The organism is Arthrobacter sp. ok909, from assembly GCF_900104405.1.
Taxonomy (GTDB): Bacteria; Actinomycetota; Actinomycetes; order Actinomycetales; family Micrococcaceae; genus Arthrobacter; species Arthrobacter humicola.
The window spans coordinates 72792-91124 of sequence record NZ_FNJS01000015.1 but is presented as its reverse complement, the minus strand read 5'-3'; the positions used below and the strand labels follow the sequence as shown (position 1 = coordinate 91124).

The window sequence follows — 18333 nt, the reverse complement described above, 5'->3', positions numbered from 1 at the left end:
ATTTCGGGTCTTGGCCGGCAGACCGGCCTTTACTTTTGCACGCCCGGCATGGGACGCCTCCAATTCCGCAGGAAATGAACTGCGGCGTGCGCACGCAATCCAGCTTTCAGGAGCCCAATGAACGCCGTCCAGAGGTTCATCAGAAGCAGAGTGCTTCTGCTGACCGCGTCCATTTTGATCGTGGCCATGTGCCTCTCAGTCCTCGTCCAGGGTCAGTCCCAGGCGGCGCTGAGCAGGACCGTGGACCAAAACTCCCGGGGGCTCTACGACGTCCTGGTCCAGGCCAAGGCCGGTGACAACGGCGGCCTGATGCAGCCGGACATCGCCACCGGGCAGGGCGGCATCAGCTTCGACCAGCTGGACGCGATCCGGAAGCTCTCCGGCACGTCGGTGGCCGCGCCCATCAGCCTGGTCTCCCGCGTCACCCAGAACCTCGAGGCGCCCCGGCTGGACGCCACCGACTACCTCGGCTTCAACGCGGGCCTCGCCGGCACGGCCGGCGACCCGACCGCCACGGACCCGAGCAAATGGCCGGCCGCGGAATCTGTCCTGAGCGACACCCCGAAAAAATACCGCCTCACCGCCAGCGCCGTCAGCTCCGACGGCCACTCCGACCAGACCCTCTTCAAGACCACGGCCGAAGGAACCCTCGGCAAGGCCAAGCTGGTCGAAGAGCAGGTGGCCGGCGGCAAGAACGTCCGCATCCAGGGCCCGGCCGGCGAAACCGGCATCAAGTTCCCCACCCCCGCCGGCGGCTCCGAGCACAACCTCTTCAACCTCTCCGTCTCCCTGCCCATGGCGCCGCAGGTGACCGAGTCCGTGGTCGCCGTCGACCCCGTCTCCGAACGCGCCCTGCTCGGCACGGCCGGTGACTTCCTGGCTCCGCTGGAGAAGGCCCCGCCCGCCGATGCCCGCAACGCCGGCGCGATCGGCCGCCACTTCGAGAGCCTCTTCACCAACGGCATCAGCATGGACGAGCTCAAGGAAGGCCCCGACTTCCTCGGCGTCAAGCTCAAGTACTGGGCCCCGCTGATGACCCAGTACCAGCAGGCCAAGCGCGACGGCCAGCTCACCGCCGATTCTCAGGCCATCCCGCTGATCGTGCGCTCCGGCACCGCCCTGGACCTGAAGTACTCGGTCAAGATCGAGGAAATCGACGACTCCGGCAACGTCATCAAGGACGTCGGCACCGTGACCCGCTCGCTGGACAAGGACTACCTCCCGTTCGTCTCCAAGTCCCCGTTCGCCCTCGCCTGGCCCGGGTCCAAGGACCTCACCCAGCTCATGGGCGACACCGCAGCCTTCAGCCAGGGCCTCTACGACCCGGCCACCTGGACCACCAACTTCGCCGCTGCCCCCAAGTACAAAGACGGTGCAACCGCCGCCAACGGCGCTGTGGACAAGAGCGCCATGCCCGGCGACTGGGTCACCGTGAACCGGCTCCCGGACAAGGCCGCCAACGGCGAAGCCGTCGACCAGACCCAGCGCGATCCCGTCGACGAGCGCTCCTACCGGGACAACCTCGAGACCGGCAAGAAGCTCGCCACCCCGCTGGCCATGGTCTACGGCACGTTCGACCCCTCGGCGGTCAAGGAAGCTGCCGGCGACGTCAACCGGCTGCCCCTGGGCGGCTATGACCCCGCGCCGTTCACCCTGACCAAGGACGCGGCCGGCAACCAGACCAGCACCGAACTCAAGCCGTCCCTGAGCGCCACGGGTCTGGTCAGCCAGTCCGCCGGTGCCATCACCGACTTCTACGGCCTCGCCGCGGCCCGCGGGTACGACACTAACGCCAATGTGATCGACGCCGTCCGCGTCCGGGCCAAGGTCCCGGGCAGCTGGAAGCAGGCGCAGCCCGAGGTGGAGAAGCTCGCCAACGAGATCCGCGACATGGGCCTGGAAGCCACCGTCGTGGCCGGTTCCGCCCGCGAAGACGCCAGCATTGCCGTTCCCGGCTACTCCAAGGACGACGCCGGCAAGGAATCGCCGCTGGGCACCGTGCAGCAGTCGTGGGTCCGCCAGAACGCCGCGGACGCCGTCTCCGGCTCCCTGACCACCACAAACCTGACCCTGCTGTTCCTGACCCTGTGCGGTGCCGCCCTGCTGACCGGTGCCTCCACCGTCAGCTACGTCCGCAAACGGCGCAGCGAGGCCGGTACCTTGCGTGCCATGGGCTGGACGCAGCGCAGGATCCGTTCCTGGGTGCTGGCCGAATTCGGCGTCGGCGCGGGCCTGCTGGCCGTCGTCGGGATCGCCCTGAGCCTGATCACCTGGAGCACGGCCACCGCGATCGTCTCGGCTTCGGTCCTGGCGTTGTACGTGGGCGCCGCCTTCTTCGCCGCGCAGCAGCTGCGCCACCGCGAGGAAGTGGACCAGGAGCCGCAGCACGATGAGCGGCTCATAGCGATTGATTCCCCGCTGACCTTCGCCAACCGGCAGCTGAGCACCAACAAGTTCAACACCATCGCGCTGGCTGTTGCCGTCGGTGTTTTCGCCGCCGCCGTGGGCGGGCTGGTCGCCCTGCTGATCGACATTCCCCGGGCCGCCGGCGCCAGCGCGCTGGGCGGGCTGGCCGCGGCCAGCATCGCGCTCCCGAGCATCATCCTGGCCTTGTCCGGCGTGGCCGTCGGCCTGGTACTGACTATGGTCACCGGGCGGTTCGAGCTGCAGGCCAAGCGCCAGTACCTCGGCACGCTGCGGGCCATGGGCTGGAACCCGGACATGCTGGGCCAGGTCCGCTTCTTCGAAAATGCCATGGTGGGAACCGTCGCGTTGCCGCTGGGTATTGTGGGCGCCCTCGGCATCGGCCTCCTCCTCGCGCCCTATGCCGCACTGTGGGCCGCCCTCGCCGGCCTCGTGGCTGTACTTTGCTGGATTCCGATTGCAACGAAAGTGGTCCAATGACTAACGAGCTGAACCTTGACCGGGAGGCACACGACCGGATGACCGCCAGCACCCGTCGCGGTGCGCACAAGACCCGCGCCAACACGATCGTGAAGGCCACGGACCACGCCACCCCGCTGGAACTGAGCAACATCACCATCCACTATGGCGGCGGCAAGGGCGGTGCCGAGCCCGTCAACGTGGTGGACGACTTCAACATGACGCTGCACGCCGGCGAGATGCACTGCGTCGCCGGCCGCTCCGGCTCCGGCAAGACCAGTATCCTGACCGTCGGCGCGGGCCTGACCCTGCCGACGTCGGGCCGGGTGTTCTGGGAAGGAGACTCGCTCGAGACCATGGGCGACGACGAGATCGCCGACCGCCGCCGGGCCCTGATCGGCTACGTCGACCAGGGCGGCGCCCTGATCGACGGGATGAGCGCACTCGAGAACGTCCTGCTGCCGGCCGTGCCGGACGGCGAGGTGGAGAAGCGCCGTGACATGGCCAAGGACCTCCTGGACCTCGTGGGCCTGGGCCGGCGCATGCGCCACCGCCCGGCGCAGCTCTCCGGCGGTGAGCGCCAGCGCGTGGCGATCGCCCGCGCCCTCATCCTCGGCACCCGCGTCCTGGTGGTCGACGAGCCGACGGCCAGCCTCGACCGTGCCGCGGCCAACCGCATCATCAGCATCCTCAAGGACACGACGTCGGACGGCATTGCCGTGCTGGTGGCTTCACATGACCACGAACTGGTCCGCCAGAGCGATACCCTGACCGAACTGATCTAGATTTAGACCGTGACTTCTTCTGAAAAAACCCCGTTCTACATCACCACGGCCATCACGTACCCCAACGGGGTGCCGCATATCGGCCACGCCTACGAGTACATCGCCACCGATGCGATGGCCCGCTTCAAGCGACTGGACGGGTTCGACGTCTTCTTCCTGACCGGAACGGACGAGCACGGCATGAAGATCGCCCAGGCCGCCGAGAAGGAAGGCGTCACGCCCAAGGAACTGGTGGACCGGAACGCCGAGATCTACAAGGCGGCGCACGCTGCCCTGGGGATCTCCTACGACCGCTTCATCCGCACCACCGACGCCGATCACTACGCGGCATCGCAGGCCATCTGGAAGAAGATGGAAGCCAACGGGGACATCTACCTGTCCAAGTACGAAGGCTGGTACTCGGTCCGCGACGAGGCGTACTACGGCGAGGACGAGACCGTTCTCAAAGATGACGGACTCCGCTACTCCCGCGAAACCGATACCGCTGTGACGTGGACGGCCGAGGAGAGCTACTTCTTCCGGCTCTCGGCCTACCAGGACAAGCTGCTGGCGCTCTACGAGGCGCACCCGGAATTCGGCGCACCCCAGTCACGGTTCAACGAGGTCATCAGCTTCGTCAAGCGCGGCCTGGAGGACCTGTCCATCAGCCGCACGACGTTCGACTGGGGCGTCCCGGTGCCCGGCAACGACAACCACGTCATGTACGTGTGGGTCGACGCGCTCACCAACTACCTCACCGGCGTCGGCTACCCCGACATCGAATCGGAATCCTTCAAGAAGTACTGGCCGGCCGATGTCCACGTGATCGGCAAGGACATTTCCCGGTTCCACGCCATCTACTGGCCGGCCTTCCTCATGAGCGCCGGGCTGGAGTTGCCCAAGCGCATCATGATCCACGGCTTCCTGCACAACAACGGCGTCAAGATGTCCAAGTCCCTCGGCAACGTGGTGGCACCGGCGGACTTCGTCGCCCAGTACGGGCTGGACCAGGTGCGGTTTTTCTTCCTGCGCGAGGTCCCGTTCGGGGCGGACGGCAACTACAACCACGAGGCCATCGTGGGCCGGATGAACTCGGACCTGGCCAACAACTTCGGCAACCTGGCCCAGCGGTCGCTGTCCATGGTTGCCAAGAACTGCGAGGGCCGCGTGCCGGCGCCGGGCGGCTTCTCCGCTGAGGACACGGCGCTGCTGGACCAGGCCAACGCCCTGCTGGACACCGTCCGGGCCGCGTTCGAGAAGCAGGAGTTCAGCCGCGCGCTGGAAGCCATCTGGGCTGTACTGGGCGACACGAACGCCTACTTCGCCGAACAGGCCCCGTGGGTGCTGCGCAAGACTGACGTCGAGCGCATGAACACGGTCCTGTACGTGACGCTTGAGGTGCTGCGCATCGTGTCCATCCTGGCCCAGCCGGTCATGCCGACGGCGGCGTCGGCCATCCTTGACACGCTCGGCCAGCCCGAGGGCACGGCGCGCCAGTTCGCGGCACTCGGCACGCCGATCGCCGCCGGCACCCAGCTGCCCGCCCCGGCCCCCGTGTTCCCGAAGTACGAGGAACCCGCCGACGCCTGAGCCTGCACGCCTCCGGATGCTCCCGCAGATCCTGCGGCGTTTCTAGTGACGCTCCCGCACCTCCGCCTTGGAGGAGCGGGAGCGTTTCGCTTTTTCCTGCAGGACGTGAGGGTGCGTTGGCGGGGGTGTTTGAATAGTGAGACAACTTGACCAGAATGTGGATCCCTTGGCTACCCTGAAAATATGAGCGCATCCACGATTGATCTGGCAGTCATCCCGGGCGACGGCATCGGCCCCGAGGTCACCGCAGAAGCCCTGAAGGTTCTCGAGAAGGCCGCGGCGGCCGAAGGGATTGTGCTCCGGCAGACCCACTACAAGCTGGGCGCGGAGCACTGGCTGGAGACGGGGGAGACCCTGCCTCCGGCTACCCTCGAGGACCTCCGCACTCGCGACGCCATCCTGTTCGGTGCCGTCGGGGCAGCCCCCGGCGACACCCGGATCCCCTCCGGCATCATCGAGCGCGAGCTCCTGCTGAAGCTGCGTTTCAGCCTGGACCACTTCGTCAACCTGCGGCCCTCCCGCCTCTACGCCGGCGTCGGCAGCCCGCTCGCCAACCCCGGCGAGATTGACTTCATCGTGGTCCGCGAAGGCACCGAGGGCCCCTATGTGGGCAACGGCGGCACGCTGCGTGCCGGAACACCCCACGAGGTCGCCACCGAGGTCTCGCTGAACACCGCCCACGGTGTGGAGCGCGTGGTCCGCGACGCCTTCCGCCGGGCCAACGACCGTCCCCGCAAGAAGCTCACCCTGGTGCACAAGCACAACGTCCTGGTCTTCGCCGGACAGCTCTGGAAGCGCACGGTCGAGGCCGTGGCACAGGAGTTCCCCGAGGTCACCCACGACTACCTCCACGTGGATGCCGCCACGATCTTCATGGTGACCGATCCGGCCCGCTTCGACGTGATCGTCACCGACAACCTGTTCGGAGACATCATCACCGACCTCGCGGCAGCCGTGACCGGCGGGATCGGTCTGGCGGCCTCCGGCAACATCAACATGGACCGCACCGCGCCGTCCATGTTCGAACCGGTCCACGGCTCCGCCCCGGATATCGCCGGCCAGCAGAAGGCCGACCCCACCGCCGCGATCCTCTCCGCCGCGCTTCTGCTGGACCACCTCGGGTTCGCCGGCGCCGCCCGGAAGATCGAGGCGGCCGTCACCGCCGACATAGAGGCCCGCAACGGTGCAGTCCGCGCCACCAGCGAGGTGGGCGACGCCATCGCGGCGGCGCTGTAGCCGCCGGCCGCAGTCCCTGGACTGCAGGCACCGCAGAACCGGTACTGCCAACGGGCGTAAGCTAGTTTCGAATCACCAAAATGCTGCCGTGGTCCGACGGTGAACCACGTTCCCACACCAGGCAGCCGATCGTGGAGGAACCATGACTCAGACTGCCCATGGCGTCGAATTCACCCAGCACCTGTCGGAGAACCCGAAGTCTGCTGAAGAGCGTGCAGCCATCCTGGCGAACCCGGGATTTGGCGACTATTTCACCGACCACACCGCGGTTGTCGACTACAGCGTCGACGCCGAGGGCAACGGCGGCTGGCATGACGCGCGAATTGAGCCCTACGGTCCGATTTCCCTGGACCCCTCCGCCGCGGTGCTGCACTACGGCCAGGAGATCTTCGAGGGACTCAAGGCCTACCGGCACACCGACGGCTCGATCTGGACGTTCCGCCCAGAGGCCAACGCCGCCCGCCTGAACAAGTCCGCCCGGCGCCTGGCCCTCCCGGAACTGCCGGAGGAGTACTTCCTCGGCGCCATCCGCGAACTCGTCGCGGCGGACAAGGACTGGGTCCCGTCCGGCGACGGCGAGGCCCTGTACCTGCGGCCGTTCATGATCGCCACGGAGGCCTTCCTGGGCGTCCGGGCAGCGCGCGAGGTCTCCTTCCGCGTGATCGCCTCCCCGGCCGGCAACTACTTCGGCGGCGAGCTCAAGCCCGTCTCCATCTGGATCTCTCGTGAATACGCCCGCGCCGGCCGCGGCGGAACGGGCGCCGCCAAGTGCGGCGGCAACTACGCCGCCTCGCTGATCGCCCAGCAGGAAGCCGAGGCCCACGGCTGCAAGCAGGTCCTCTTCCTGGACCAGTTCAATGACAACGCGGTCGAGGAACTCGGCGGCATGAACGTCTTCTTCGTCATGAAGGACGGCTCGCTCGTCACCCCCGCGCTGTCCGGCACCATCCTGGAGGGCGTGACGCGCTCCTCCGTGATCCAGGTGGCCCGGGACATGGGCCGCGAAGTCACCGAACGCAAGATCACCCTGGATGAATGGCGCGACGGCGTTGCCTCCGGCGAGATCGCCGAGGTCTTCGCCTGCGGCACCGCTGCGGTCATCACCCCCATCGGCGTGCTCAAGGATGCCACCGAGTTCATCGGCTCCGGAGACGCAAAGGCGGGGGAGACCACCATGGCCATCCGCGCCCAGCTGCTCGGCATCCAGACCGGCACAGTGGAGGACACCCACGGCTGGCTGACCCGCCTCGCCTAGGTACAAAATCCAGGCGCAGTATGTAGGACACACATTGTGACTCGCGACGGCGGTCCGCACCTTTAGGTGGGGCCGCCGTCGGCGTCCGGGACCTCGGTGAAGAAATGCGCTGAAGTACGGCGTAACTTGTCCAACCGGCCCTGTTCGAGGCTGGAGCCGCGGGTGCACAATGAGCAGATGACCGGGCTTATCCAGGTTCTGGGTGTGGTCTTCGGGGGCCTGCTGATCGTCGTCGGTGTAGCCGAGTCGTTCTTCATCCGCGACCAGCGTCTGCAACGGCTGTTCGTCGCCGAACCGGACGGCGTCCAGGCCGCCTGGCTGGGGACGTTGAATCTCGGCTTCTACAACGTGATCTGGGGGATCGGTGCCATCGCGGGGGCCATCATGCTCGGCGGCGCGGACTCGGCTGGGGGACGCACCCTCTTGCTCTTCACCTGCGTGGCGCACGTGATCCTGGGGACGGACCTGTTACTTTCCGAGCGGCGGCTTTGGGGAAGTGCCCTCGCAGAAGCGGGCCCGCCGCTCATCATCACCATCCTGCTGCTCGTCTAGATCATTTCTCGTGGTCCGGCAGGGGCCTATGATGGCTGCATTCAGTTCGCTCGCCGGCGCCATGGGGGAATGTCAGTGTTGATCGGATCCAAGAGCTTCAGCCGGCGTAGGTTTCTCCAGGCCGGTGCGGTGGCGGCCGCGTCCGGGGCCGTAGCCGTCGGTGCCGGGGACGGATCCTCCGCGGCCATCGCCGAGAGGGTTCCAAGCCAGACGTACCCGTTCACGCCCAATGGCGCGCTTCTGGACGCGTTCGTGGCCCGGCGGGGGGGACCTATCGGCACCGGGGGCAAGGTTGCCGTGGCCTTCCGCTGTGATCACCATCTCAACCGGTTTCAGTCCAAACTCCTTCCACTGCACCGGCAGTACGGTATTCCCGTCACTGTCGCCGCGATGTCCCAAATGTTCGACCTTGAACACGGCCCCAACGGCAGTGCAAACCTCTCCTTCTCAATCCTGCAGAAGCTGGCACTGGAAAACGGGCTCGAAATCGCCAACCATAGTTCTACTCACACGGACGCACCTACCGCGCAAAGGTTGCGGGAAGAAATTGTCTACTCGCGCACGGCCCTGGCCAAAGCGCTGCCCAAGTTGCCGATTGAACTTTTCATTCCCCCGGGCGTGGCTGGTACTCGCTATCAAGGCTTCGCCGGCGGAAAGAGTCCGGCCTCGTTTCAGAAGTACCTGGCCGGACGGCTGATTACTCAGGAACATGCCCTGTCGACAGGCTATGTCCCCGGTTACTGGCCGATGACGGGGAACCCCTTGGACAGCATGGGCAACGTCCACATCGTCATCGAGAACGCCGACTATGCCCGGCGCGGACCTTCCTTTGTTCGTGCGGCGGCCCAACAGGGGCGAGGCGTGTGCTTCATGTACCACCCCAGCCTCATGGACGATGCGGACATCCGTGCCGTTGAGGATCTCTTTGCCTGGTGCGCCCGCGAACGCGATCAGCGGCGAATGGAAATACTGACAACGTCAGGGTTGATGATGTCCAGTTTCAACTCCTCCTCGCGCCACGATCTCCTTTCCCGGATGGCAGGCTTCAAGGCCGGGTGGAACGGCTGGAACGGGGCAGCCGCAAAGTGGGCACTCTACAGCGAGTCGGGGACTACGTACGCCCGCCGTGGTGCGGGATCCACGGCCCTTTACAAAGATGTTTCGACCGGGCTCTATGCCGGCTCTGCCAGGCAACTGCTCGTTTCGATGCGCTCAACAACTGGAATACGCGCGAAGATCGAAGTTCTCGACCCAATAGCCCCGGGACAATTCAATGTTGAGAAGATCATTACCTTGGTCCCGTCGGCCGGCTTCAAACCTGTTCATCAGTACGTCGTGCTGCCACTAGTGGGTAGCCCCATGGTCCGGGTGCGCATATCCCCACTTACAGGCGGGGAGCTCAACGTCCAGGAGCCGCGATTGCTTGCCGCATAGTTGCCGGGAGTGGTCCCGTGACAGCGCCCGGGCCTCTTGGGTGCAAGGATGGGACCGTGACTTCCGAGACCTCCAGCGGCATCGTCCGCGGCAGCGAGCTGACCCGGTTCAGGCTCGCCCCCAACCCCGGGCCCATGAGCCTGGCCGGAACCAACTCCTATATCCTCGGCGCCCCGGGGGCGGCGACCAACGTCGTCGTCGACCCCGGGCCCCTGGACGAGCCGCACCTGCAGGCGCTGGCGGGTGAGGGCCGGATCGAGCTCATCCTGATCACGCACCGGCACGCGGACCACACCGCGGCCGCCGCGAGGTTTTCGGAGCTCACAGGGGCGGCCGTACGGGCCGCGGATCCCGCCCACTGCCACGGCGCGCCCCGGCTGCGGGGCGGCGAAACCCTCCATGCGGCCGGGGTGGAGATCAGGGTCCTGGCGACGCCGGGCCACACCTCGGATTCGCTGTGCTTCCACCTGCCGCAGGACGGCCCGCACGGCTCCGTGCTGACCGGGGATACGATTCTTGGCTCGGGAACGACGGTGCTGGACTACCCCGACGGCACGCTCCGCGACTACCTCGAATCGCTGGACAAGCTGGAACGCCTCGGACCCGCCACAGTGCTACCGGCCCACGGCCCCGTACTACCGGCGCTCGACGGCGTCGCCCGCGCCTACCGGGACCACCGGCAACGACGGCTCGCGCAGGTCCGGGCCGCCCTTGAGGCCCTGGGCGCCGACGCCGGCGTGAGCGCCGTCACGGACGCTGTGTACGCCGACGTCGATCCTTCCGTCCGCCGCGCCGCGGAGCTCTCGGTCGCGGCGCAGCTGGACTACCTGCGCTCGGGCGGCGGGGCGGCGGAACCGGTCACGGGACCGGCATGGCCGTGACAATCAGGTTCGTACCCTGGACGTCTTTGGTATAGCAGCTGATGAGCACCAACCGGCCGGGCACCTTGTTCCACACGTCGCTGGTGCGGAGCGTGGCTTTGTCATGGGTGGTGACGCTTTGGACCTTGTATTTGACTGTGCCGGTCATGGTGCGGACGCTCAGCTCGTCCCCGATGGCGGACCGGCTGCTGAGCCGGTTGAAAGGGGCGTCGGCGGTCTGCCAGCTATGTCCGACGATGTACGTAGTGTTGAGTGAGCCGGAGCCAGGCTGTCCGTAGGCGGTGAGCCAGTAGGCGTCCATGGTCATCGGCGGGACGAGGGAGCCGGTGGCCGTTTCGTCGGTGCTTGGAGTCAGCGGCAGCACGGAGACATCGATGCCGGCGGCCGGATAGCTGATGCGTTGGGGTGGGGAGGCCGGCGGAAGCGCCGAGTTCGTGCCTCCGTCGACGACTACCGGAGCAAGTTTGGCCGGCATGGAGGGCGATGCGTAGGTCGACGAGGTCGCGGCGGCAGTTGACTGCGGATCCCGGGGATCGCCGGTTGTACAGCCCGGCATCACTACCGCCAGTCCGCTGAGTGCCGCAAGAAGGGCCAGAGCCCTCGCTCCGGACCGGGGGCACCTAAAGGCTGCCCTCAGGCACCACGGTTGACCGTTGACCGGCATCGGCCTCTTCTGAGCAAAACCCACCGGTTCATTCAGAACCATTGGTCATCCGTGCACGGAGGCGGCCCCGTCGCACTCCAATAGACGTAACCGCGAGGACGATGAGTCCTCCCAACGACCATGCCGCCATTGCCGGCCCGTCCTGGTCCCGGGGACCAGCAGGAGCCTGCGCGGCAGAAACGGTGACAACGCCGGTCTGGATGTTGAGCCCCGGATTGGTGGCCGCCACGGCACCAGGCTTCTGCCCTGGGTTCGAGGACGGAACCCCAACTACCGCCGGTCGCGACACCGTAGCCGGTGCCAGAGCCACCGCCGGGCTGGCCACAGCCACGAGTGCCGGTGGGGCGGCCTCAGGTGTTGCCGCGCAGGCCTCGAGGGCAGAATGTAAGAGCCGCGCGATGGACGCGGGGTCCGGCCGCGTAGTGGATTGGGCGCGCAGCTCCGTGGCAGTCGTGCGGGCAGCAGCCAGAACCGCATCCGCGGCAGCAATGCCGTCCAGGTTGCGGGCCGTCAGGAGGGCGTCCTTCGCCTGGGCGGCGGCATCAGCTGCGGCCTGGGCGTTGTCGTTGGCAGCGCCGACCGCCACGTCGGCCTGCAGGAGGTGCTCGTCCATCTCCCACGACAGCTGCTGGGCGCCATCCAGCCTGTTGCGGGCATCTGCCAACCGGGCTTCACCCTGGGCCTTCACCCCTTCCAGCGCCAGTGTTGCTGCACCCAGTTGCGCCTCAGCCGCTTCCAGCAGATTTTATTTAGCCAGCAGCGCGGCCTGGGCGGCGTTGATGGCCGGCTGGTCGTGAGACGCTCTGGCGGCCTCCAGTGATGCTTGAACAGCGGTAACATTGACAGCCGCGTCGGACCGTGCGGCAGTCGCCGCGGTAAGTTGCGTCCGGGCCTGCTTCTCGGCCGCGTCATTCAGCTCAGGCAGCCCATCAAGTTCGGTCTGGATCCTGTCGACGGCGTCGGCCGCCCACCTGGCAATGGTAAGCGCGCGTTGCACGTTCCCTTTAGCCGCCTCCAGTTCGCTTTCCGTCTTGGCCGCGGCCGCGGCGGCGGCGTCGAGGTCCGCCCGCGCTTGGACGGTGTCGGCAACGGCGGCCGCGGCCAAGGCATCGCGGAACTGCTGTGCTTGGACAGCTGCCTGACTTGCCGCCGTGAGTTGGCGGGCAAGTGCGTCGACGTCGGCGGCCTTAGATAGAGCGGTCCGGTAGCTTGCCTGCGCTGCTGAGCATGTCGCCGGCTCTGCGGCGGAGGCCGGCGGGGAAAGAAGAAGAAGTCCGCCGGAGGCGATCACAGCTGTTGATGCGGTGGCTACTATTTTCATGCTGAAGCGTTTAGAGCGCGCTGCCGAGTTATCAATACCTAACATGTTTCCCCCAATTGAACAGACAAAGACGCCTCGCGCGTCGCGTCAGACTAACACCGGGACCCGAAGAGGCACGATTTACGCAGTCCGGTGCACCTGCCGGGAGCGGTACGCTTGGAACCATGCGTATCGCCCGGTTTGTAGTTGATTCTGATCCCCTCTACGGCATCGTGGAAGGTGAGCCCGGCAGTGAGGAAGTCACTGTCATCAAGGGTGACCCCTTCTTCCACGGCGTGGAACGAACCCCCGTGAAGCACAAGCTGGAAGACGTCCGCCTCCTGGCGCCGATCATTCCGCGCAGCAAGGTCATCGGCGTGGGCCGCAACTTCGCGGAGCATGCCCGGGAGCTCGGCAACGAGGTCCCGCAACAGCCCCTGCTGTTCCTCAAGCCCAACACCTCCGTGATCGGACCCAACGATCCCATTGTGCTGCCGGAGTTCTCCGAGGACGTGTCTTTCGAGGCCGAGCTATGCGTCGTGATCGGCCGGATCTGCAAGGACGTACCCGAGGACCGGGTGAACGATGTGATCTTCGGCTACACCTGCGGCAACGACCTCACTGCGCGCGACGTCCAGAAGACGGACCTGCAGTGGGCCAGGGCCAAGGGCTTCGACACCTCGGCGCCGCTGGGACCGTGGATCGAGACCGAACTCGACACCGAGGACCTGCAGATCCAGGGCCGGCTCAACGGCGAACTGCGCCAGGACGGCAGCACCAACCAGATGATCCGCGGCGTCCGGGAACTCGTCTCCATCGTCTCGCAGGCCTTCACCCTCCTGCCCGGCGACGTCATCATGACAGGCACACCGGCCGGCGTCGGCGCGGTGCAGGCCGGGGACCGCTTTGAGGTCGAGATCGAGGGCATCGGGCGCCTCTCCAACCCGGTGGTGCGCCGCTAAAGGGTTTTCGCGCCGATTTCGGACAGCCGCACCGTGGATCCGCGGTGCGGCTGTCCGTTTTCGTAGCGGTATTCCGGACAAGGGGCGGCGGTAGAGATTGGTAATGTGGGTACCACTATGACTACTGCTTCCGCGTCCGACGCCGTCTCCAGCTCCGCCCCGCTTGCTGCCTCCACCGGTGAAGTCACCACTGACACCCCGGTCCGTGTCCGGTTCTGCCCGTCACCCACGGGCACCCCGCACGTCGGCCTGATCCGCACCGCCCTCTTCAACTGGGCCCACGCCCGGCACACCAAGGGCACATTCGTGTTCCGGATCGAGGACACGGACGCGGCGCGCGACTCGGAGGAGAGCTACCAGCAGCTGCTGGAGGCCCTCAAGTGGCTCGGTATCACCTGGGAAGAAGGCGTGGAAGTCGGCGGCCCGCACGAGCCCTACCGCCAGTCACAGCGGCTGGACCTGTACAAGGACGTCGTGGCCAAGCTGATCGACGCCGGCTACGCCTACAAGTGCTACTCCTCCCCGGAGGAAGTCGAAGCCCGCCACCGGGCCGCCGGCCGCGACCCCAAGCTGGGCTACGACAACTTTGACCGCGAACTCACCGACGAACAGCTCGCCGCCTTCAAGGCCGAGGGCCGCCAGCCCGTGCTGCGCGTCCGCATGCCCGATGAAGACGTCACCTTCAACGACATGGTCCGCGGCGAGATCACCTTCAAGGCCGGCAGCATCCCGGACTACGTCATTGTCCGCGCCGACGGCTCCCCGCTCTACACCCTGGTCAACCCCGTGGACGACGCGCTCATGGGCATCACCCACGTGCTCCGCGGCGAGGACCTGCTCTCCTCCACGCCCCGCCAGGTGGTGCTGATCAAGGCCCTGATGGACATCGGTGTGGCCAGCTACATGCCGGTCTTCGCCCACCTGCCGTACGTCATGGGCGAGGGCAACAAGAAGCTCTCCAAGCGTGACCCGCAGTCCAACCTGTTCCTGCTCCGGGACCGCGGCTTCATCCCCGAGGGCCTGCTGAACTACCTGTCCCTGCTCGGCTGGAGCCTCTCCGCCGACGAGGACATCTTCACCGTGGAGCAGCTGATCGAGAACTTCGACGTCAACGACGTCCTGGCCAACCCGGCCCGCTTCGACATCAAGAAGGCCGAAGCCATCAACGGCACCCACATCCGCATGCTCGACCCGGAGGACTTCCGCGGCCGCCTGGTGCCCTACCTGCAGGCCGCCGGATTCGTGGGGGAGACCCTCAACGCCCGCGAGGAGGAAGTCCTGGCCGAGGCCGCGCCGCTGATCCAGGAACGCATCTCGCTGCTGGGCGAAGCGCCGGAGATGATCGCGTTCCTGTTCAAGGCCGACGACGCGATCGACGTCGCCGACGACGCCCGCAAGGGCCTGCCGGAAAACCTCACCGAGGTCCTCGACGCCGCCCTGGCCGCTTTGGAGCCCGTTGCTGACTGGACGGCCGAGAACATCCAGGCCGCCCTGAAGGAGGCCCTCGTGGAAGGCCTCGGCGTCAAGCCCCGCCTGGCCTTCGGACCAGTCCGCACGGCCGTCTCCGGCCGCCGGATTTCCCCGCCGTTGTTCGAATCCATGGTCATCCTGGGCAAGGACTCCTCCCTGGCCCGCCTCCGCGCCTTCCGCGGCTGACGCCACCAGAGGCTTCGGTCAACGGATGTCCATGACTGCCAAGACGGGTTGACAGGCGCTCTTGTGGGTGACCGACGGTAAAATCATATGGTCGTTGCAACGCTCTGATTGATGGAGCGTTTGATGGTCAACGTGTTCTTGCCTGGATGCGCGCACCGAGTTCGTTGATCTGGTGTGTGGCGGAATATCGATTCTTGCTGCGGCCCGGCGTGTCGGAGCCACTCATGGGACCGCGAGGAACTGGTGGGCTCAGTTTGGCCACATGATGACCGTGACGATGGGCGCCGTCGGAGGCCATGCTTACCCTGCCCCTCACCTGAGGGGCAGGGCGGGCGGGCGTTGACACGGGCTGAGCGGGGGATGATTCAGATGGGCCGGCGCAGCAGGCTCAGTTACGCCAGGATCGGTACGGCGATGGGCCGGGACCGGTCTGTGGTCCGGCGAGAAGTGAACCGCAACACCGGCGCGGACGGGTGTATTACGCCGCTCCATGAAAACCGGCATAGCGGAGGTCTTCTGTGAGCCAACGCGCGGGCATTGCTGCGTATGGAATCCCGGATTAGGACGCGGGAGCCGATGCGCGCCTCAGGGCAACGGTTTTCGGGGGTGGACCCCATCTCACCAACGGCGGTCGTAACGCACAAAAGCAACTTTCCGCCGAGGGGCCGGTGTTGACGCTTACTCGCTGTGGCGTTCGCGGCTTTTGCCCCACAAGTACTCCCAGGTTCCCCGTCAAGGTTGAACGATGCCATAACCCAATCCTGAGAGCGCAGGACGGCCTAGTGCGGAGGCTTTAGCGGTCGAATGAGAATCACTTGGCCCTTGGGGGACATCTTCGTCCCGTTGGGCCGACCCAGCGGTTTTCAGAGTTGGTTCCGAATGCCACCCCGAGCTCGATGGGCAGGTAGTCGAGGACCCCTCCGGATGAGGCAAACTCTAGCCGGATGCAAGAATGGCACCCGCCCCTTCCCGAAGGAAGTTGGGGGCCTGTTCGTGGCGTATCCTATTGAGCTTCGGTCAGGGGCGGAGCTCCTTGTCCTTGAAGCCGTGGTCGCTGCAGTCGCGGTGGAATTGGGATGCGTCAGTGACCGCCGGTTGTATGTTTCGACGGTGGTGCGCTCCCGTTCCTCGTCGACCTACGCCTCGTTCATTTGGTCTTTGAGGCTGACGTTGCCGAAGCGTTGCCGGCCCGCGGCACCCTTTACGACGGCGACGAGGAACGCGCTGACGCGGCCTGAGCCGAGGACGGCAGCGACGATCTCCGGGGAGTTCATCGGCGTACCTACTTTTCGGGTCTTAGACGTAACACCGGTTTTTGACGCGCACCGTCTGGGCGGGTCGAGGACCAGGGCGAGCCCCATGCCAGCCACGGCGAGGTAGACGAAGAAGTCGATCACTGAGTGCGCCATTGGCTCCTGTACACGGAGCCAGAGTCTGTGCAGGTCTTCGTGCATGCGCGCCTCCTCGGCGGTTGGATTCTTGGATTTACTGTTCGGTGGGAGCGCCTGATAATTTGGCCCGATGCCTTACATCGAAGAAGAGTTGAAGGACCTGAAAGAACAGGTGGCGGCACTGACCGCAGCCCTCCGCAATCTGCGCCCACGCGAATCCGCATGGATACCTGAGCACGCCACAATTGGGGAGGACGTGAAGCTCGCCCCGAACACTTCGCTCCAGTGCCGGGAGGACGCGCCCATCACCGTTGGGGCGGGAACCAACATTTATCGCAACGCCGAGATTTTTGGACCCGTGACTATCGGCGCGAAGTGCCTCATCAACCGCGACGGGTACATAAGGGCAGGCACGGTCATCGAAGACAGAGTGTTCATCGGACCGTTTGTTCGGCTCATCACGGACGGCCACGAGATTGGTGACTCCCAAAGACGCGCCGGGACTAACGCTTCCGCTCCGATCGTGATTGGAGAAGGCTCATGGATAGGTGCGAGCTCGACAATTCTTGGAGGAGTGACCATCGGCAAGGGTTGCATTGTCGCAGCTGGATCCTTAGTGAACCATGATGTACCAGACAACACCCTCGTTGGCGGAGTCCCCGCGAAGGTCATTCGATCCCTGCCTGCCTAGCCAGCGTTACCGCTGCCTGACCCGGAATGGTTGAACGACCCGGGCTTCGACTAGTGTGTGATTCGACAACTTCTATCTGCTGGAGGATCTGCTTGCGGCACACCGTTCTGACAATGTCCCGAGGAGATTCTCCGCGCCTGCGTGAATGGGTGGAATACCACTCCAGGCTGGGGTTCGACGATTTCTACATCATCTTGGATAACCCGGTGGACGACAGCGAGCAGGTGCTACTGAGTTTGGACGTCCCGGCGAAGATCACCATCGACGTGCGGGCGGCCTCCGGCGACTACTACGACGGGCTCACGCCGGCGGAACGGTGGGCGAGGGTGCTGGCGTGGCGCAAGGCCAACGAGTCCCGTCTCACCGCACTGGGGCTGCCGGTAGTCGACCCGCTGGCTCTACGGCAGCTCGAATACTTCCGCGAGGTGCTGAGCACCGTCTATGCAGGCAACGGCGACTCGTGGGTTGCTGTAATCGACCTGGACGAGTTCATAGCCCTCCCGGGCGGCCGCAGAATCCAAGATATTACATCGGCTGCCCGTTCTCCCCGAGTTAGGTTTCTGAACTTCAACTTCGACACCTCCGGGAACGATGACACCAGGCCTTTCCTGGCCCAACACACGATGCGATGGGCCAGAGAAGACGTCGAGGCGTATGGCCAAGGCTGGGAGCACCGTGTGAAAACAATCGCCCGTAACGATGCCTTGCTGCCGTTCACGTCAGTCCACCCGATCAGCAAAGGCCCCTGCGAGATCTCCGACCCTGATGTTGCCAGGCTGCACCACTACAAGATTCCAGATCAAGGACTCCCTATTCCGTACTCCACGAAGGACACCACCTTGATTGACACTCTGTGATCCAGGTGCAGCACCCCGGTCGAAGCGGTCGAACCCTTCGAAAGGGAATCTAATTTTGGCCCGGCTGAAGCCCTAATGCAGGCCTTGGGGTGCGAGCATCTATTCCCGTTGGACGAAGCCGATTCCATGACCCAGGCGACAAGTCCCCATTAGCCGTACAGCAGCCTGTGGTGGCTGTGGTGAGTCGATCGAAGCCATAAATGCGTGGCGGGATCTT

General features: G+C 65.6%; 17 protein-coding genes. 13 read left to right on the top strand and 4 right to left on the bottom strand.

The window, feature by feature from the left end:
- The first annotated feature begins 117 nt into the window (after positions 1 to 117).
- The 8 genes from BLR03_RS13510 to BLR03_RS13475 all read left to right on the top strand — a co-directional run bounded on the left by BLR03_RS13510 (position 118) and on the right by BLR03_RS13475 (position 10595).
- On the top strand, positions 118 to 2904 hold the full coding sequence (locus tag BLR03_RS13510; RefSeq protein WP_091253331.1) for an ABC transporter permease: 2787 nt from the start codon (positions 118 to 120) through the stop codon (positions 2902 to 2904).
- Positions 2905 to 2942: 38 nt separating this feature from the next.
- Positions 2943 to 3668 carry an ABC transporter ATP-binding protein gene (locus BLR03_RS13505; protein WP_090581680.1) on the top strand — a complete coding sequence of 242 codons (726 nt, stop codon included), beginning with the start codon at positions 2943 to 2945 and terminating at the stop codon, positions 3666 to 3668.
- Between the two features lie 9 nt (positions 3669 to 3677).
- On the top strand, positions 3678 to 5237 hold the full coding sequence (gene metG / locus BLR03_RS13500) for a methionine--tRNA ligase (RefSeq protein WP_091253330.1): 1560 nt from the start codon (positions 3678 to 3680) through the stop codon (positions 5235 to 5237).
- 183 nt (positions 5238 to 5420) lie between these two features.
- Positions 5421 to 6473, top strand: coding sequence for a 3-isopropylmalate dehydrogenase (locus tag BLR03_RS13495; RefSeq protein WP_091253328.1), 1053 nt, complete (start codon positions 5421 to 5423; stop codon positions 6471 to 6473).
- Between the two features lie 142 nt (positions 6474 to 6615).
- Positions 6616 to 7728, top strand: a complete 1113-nt coding sequence (locus BLR03_RS13490; protein ID WP_091253326.1) for a branched-chain amino acid aminotransferase — start codon at positions 6616 to 6618, stop codon at positions 7726 to 7728.
- A 177-nt stretch (positions 7729 to 7905) separates the two neighbouring features.
- Complete coding sequence (locus tag BLR03_RS13485) at positions 7906 to 8280, top strand: DUF1304 family protein (protein WP_139184556.1); 375 nt, start codon at positions 7906 to 7908, stop codon at positions 8278 to 8280.
- A 75-nt stretch (positions 8281 to 8355) separates the two neighbouring features.
- Complete coding sequence (locus BLR03_RS13480; RefSeq protein ID WP_175460547.1) at positions 8356 to 9714, top strand: polysaccharide deacetylase family protein; 1359 nt, start codon at positions 8356 to 8358, stop codon at positions 9712 to 9714.
- A gap of 56 nt (positions 9715 to 9770) precedes the next feature.
- Positions 9771 to 10595 (top strand): MBL fold metallo-hydrolase, encoded by an 825-nt coding sequence (locus BLR03_RS13475; RefSeq protein WP_091253320.1) that lies wholly within the window; start codon positions 9771 to 9773, stop codon positions 10593 to 10595.
- Here BLR03_RS13475 and BLR03_RS13470 read toward each other — a convergent pair.
- From BLR03_RS13470 to BLR03_RS13460, 3 genes are all read right to left on the bottom strand, one after another.
- A complete protein-coding gene (locus tag BLR03_RS13470) occupies positions 10573 to 11070 on the bottom strand; it encodes a class F sortase (RefSeq protein WP_254788476.1) in 498 nt (165 codons plus the stop codon). The genes BLR03_RS13475 and BLR03_RS13470 overlap by 23 nt on opposite strands.
- Before the next feature lie 217 nt (positions 11071 to 11287).
- Positions 11288 to 11947 (bottom strand): hypothetical protein, encoded by a 660-nt coding sequence (locus BLR03_RS13465; protein WP_091253316.1) that lies wholly within the window; start codon positions 11945 to 11947, stop codon positions 11288 to 11290.
- Between the two features lie 57 nt (positions 11948 to 12004).
- Positions 12005 to 12580 (bottom strand): hypothetical protein, encoded by a 576-nt coding sequence (locus BLR03_RS13460; RefSeq protein WP_139184555.1) that lies wholly within the window; start codon positions 12578 to 12580, stop codon positions 12005 to 12007.
- 164 nt (positions 12581 to 12744) lie between these two features.
- On the opposite strand from BLR03_RS13460, the gene BLR03_RS13455 reads away from it, so the two are divergent.
- The 3 genes from BLR03_RS13455 to BLR03_RS25320 all read left to right on the top strand — a co-directional run bounded on the left by BLR03_RS13455 (position 12745) and on the right by BLR03_RS25320 (position 15699).
- Positions 12745 to 13521, top strand: a complete 777-nt coding sequence (locus tag BLR03_RS13455) for a fumarylacetoacetate hydrolase family protein (RefSeq protein WP_091253312.1) — start codon at positions 12745 to 12747, stop codon at positions 13519 to 13521.
- Positions 13522 to 13638: 117 nt separating this feature from the next.
- Positions 13639 to 15177, top strand: coding sequence for a glutamate--tRNA ligase (gene gltX, locus BLR03_RS13450; protein ID WP_091253310.1), 1539 nt, complete (start codon positions 13639 to 13641; stop codon positions 15175 to 15177).
- A 174-nt stretch (positions 15178 to 15351) separates the two neighbouring features.
- On the top strand, positions 15352 to 15699 hold the full coding sequence (locus BLR03_RS25320) for a helix-turn-helix domain-containing protein (protein ID WP_368086969.1): 348 nt from the start codon (positions 15352 to 15354) through the stop codon (positions 15697 to 15699).
- A gap of 614 nt (positions 15700 to 16313) precedes the next feature.
- Here the strand turns inward: BLR03_RS25320 and BLR03_RS13440 are convergent.
- The gene (locus BLR03_RS13440) at positions 16314 to 16586 is read right to left on the bottom strand and encodes a hypothetical protein (protein ID WP_139184554.1); all 273 of its coding nucleotides are present in this window, start codon (positions 16584 to 16586) and stop codon (positions 16314 to 16316) included.
- A gap of 112 nt (positions 16587 to 16698) precedes the next feature.
- On the opposite strand from BLR03_RS13440, the gene BLR03_RS24930 reads away from it, so the two are divergent.
- Both BLR03_RS24930 and BLR03_RS13430 read left to right on the top strand, forming a co-directional pair.
- Entirely contained in the window at positions 16699 to 17259 is a 561-nt protein-coding gene (locus BLR03_RS24930) for an acyltransferase (protein WP_091253304.1), read from the top strand.
- A 113-nt stretch (positions 17260 to 17372) separates the two neighbouring features.
- The gene (locus BLR03_RS13430) at positions 17373 to 18116 is read left to right on the top strand and encodes a glycosyltransferase family 2 protein (RefSeq protein ID WP_175460545.1); all 744 of its coding nucleotides are present in this window, start codon (positions 17373 to 17375) and stop codon (positions 18114 to 18116) included.
- Positions 18117 to 18333 lie beyond the last annotated feature (217 nt).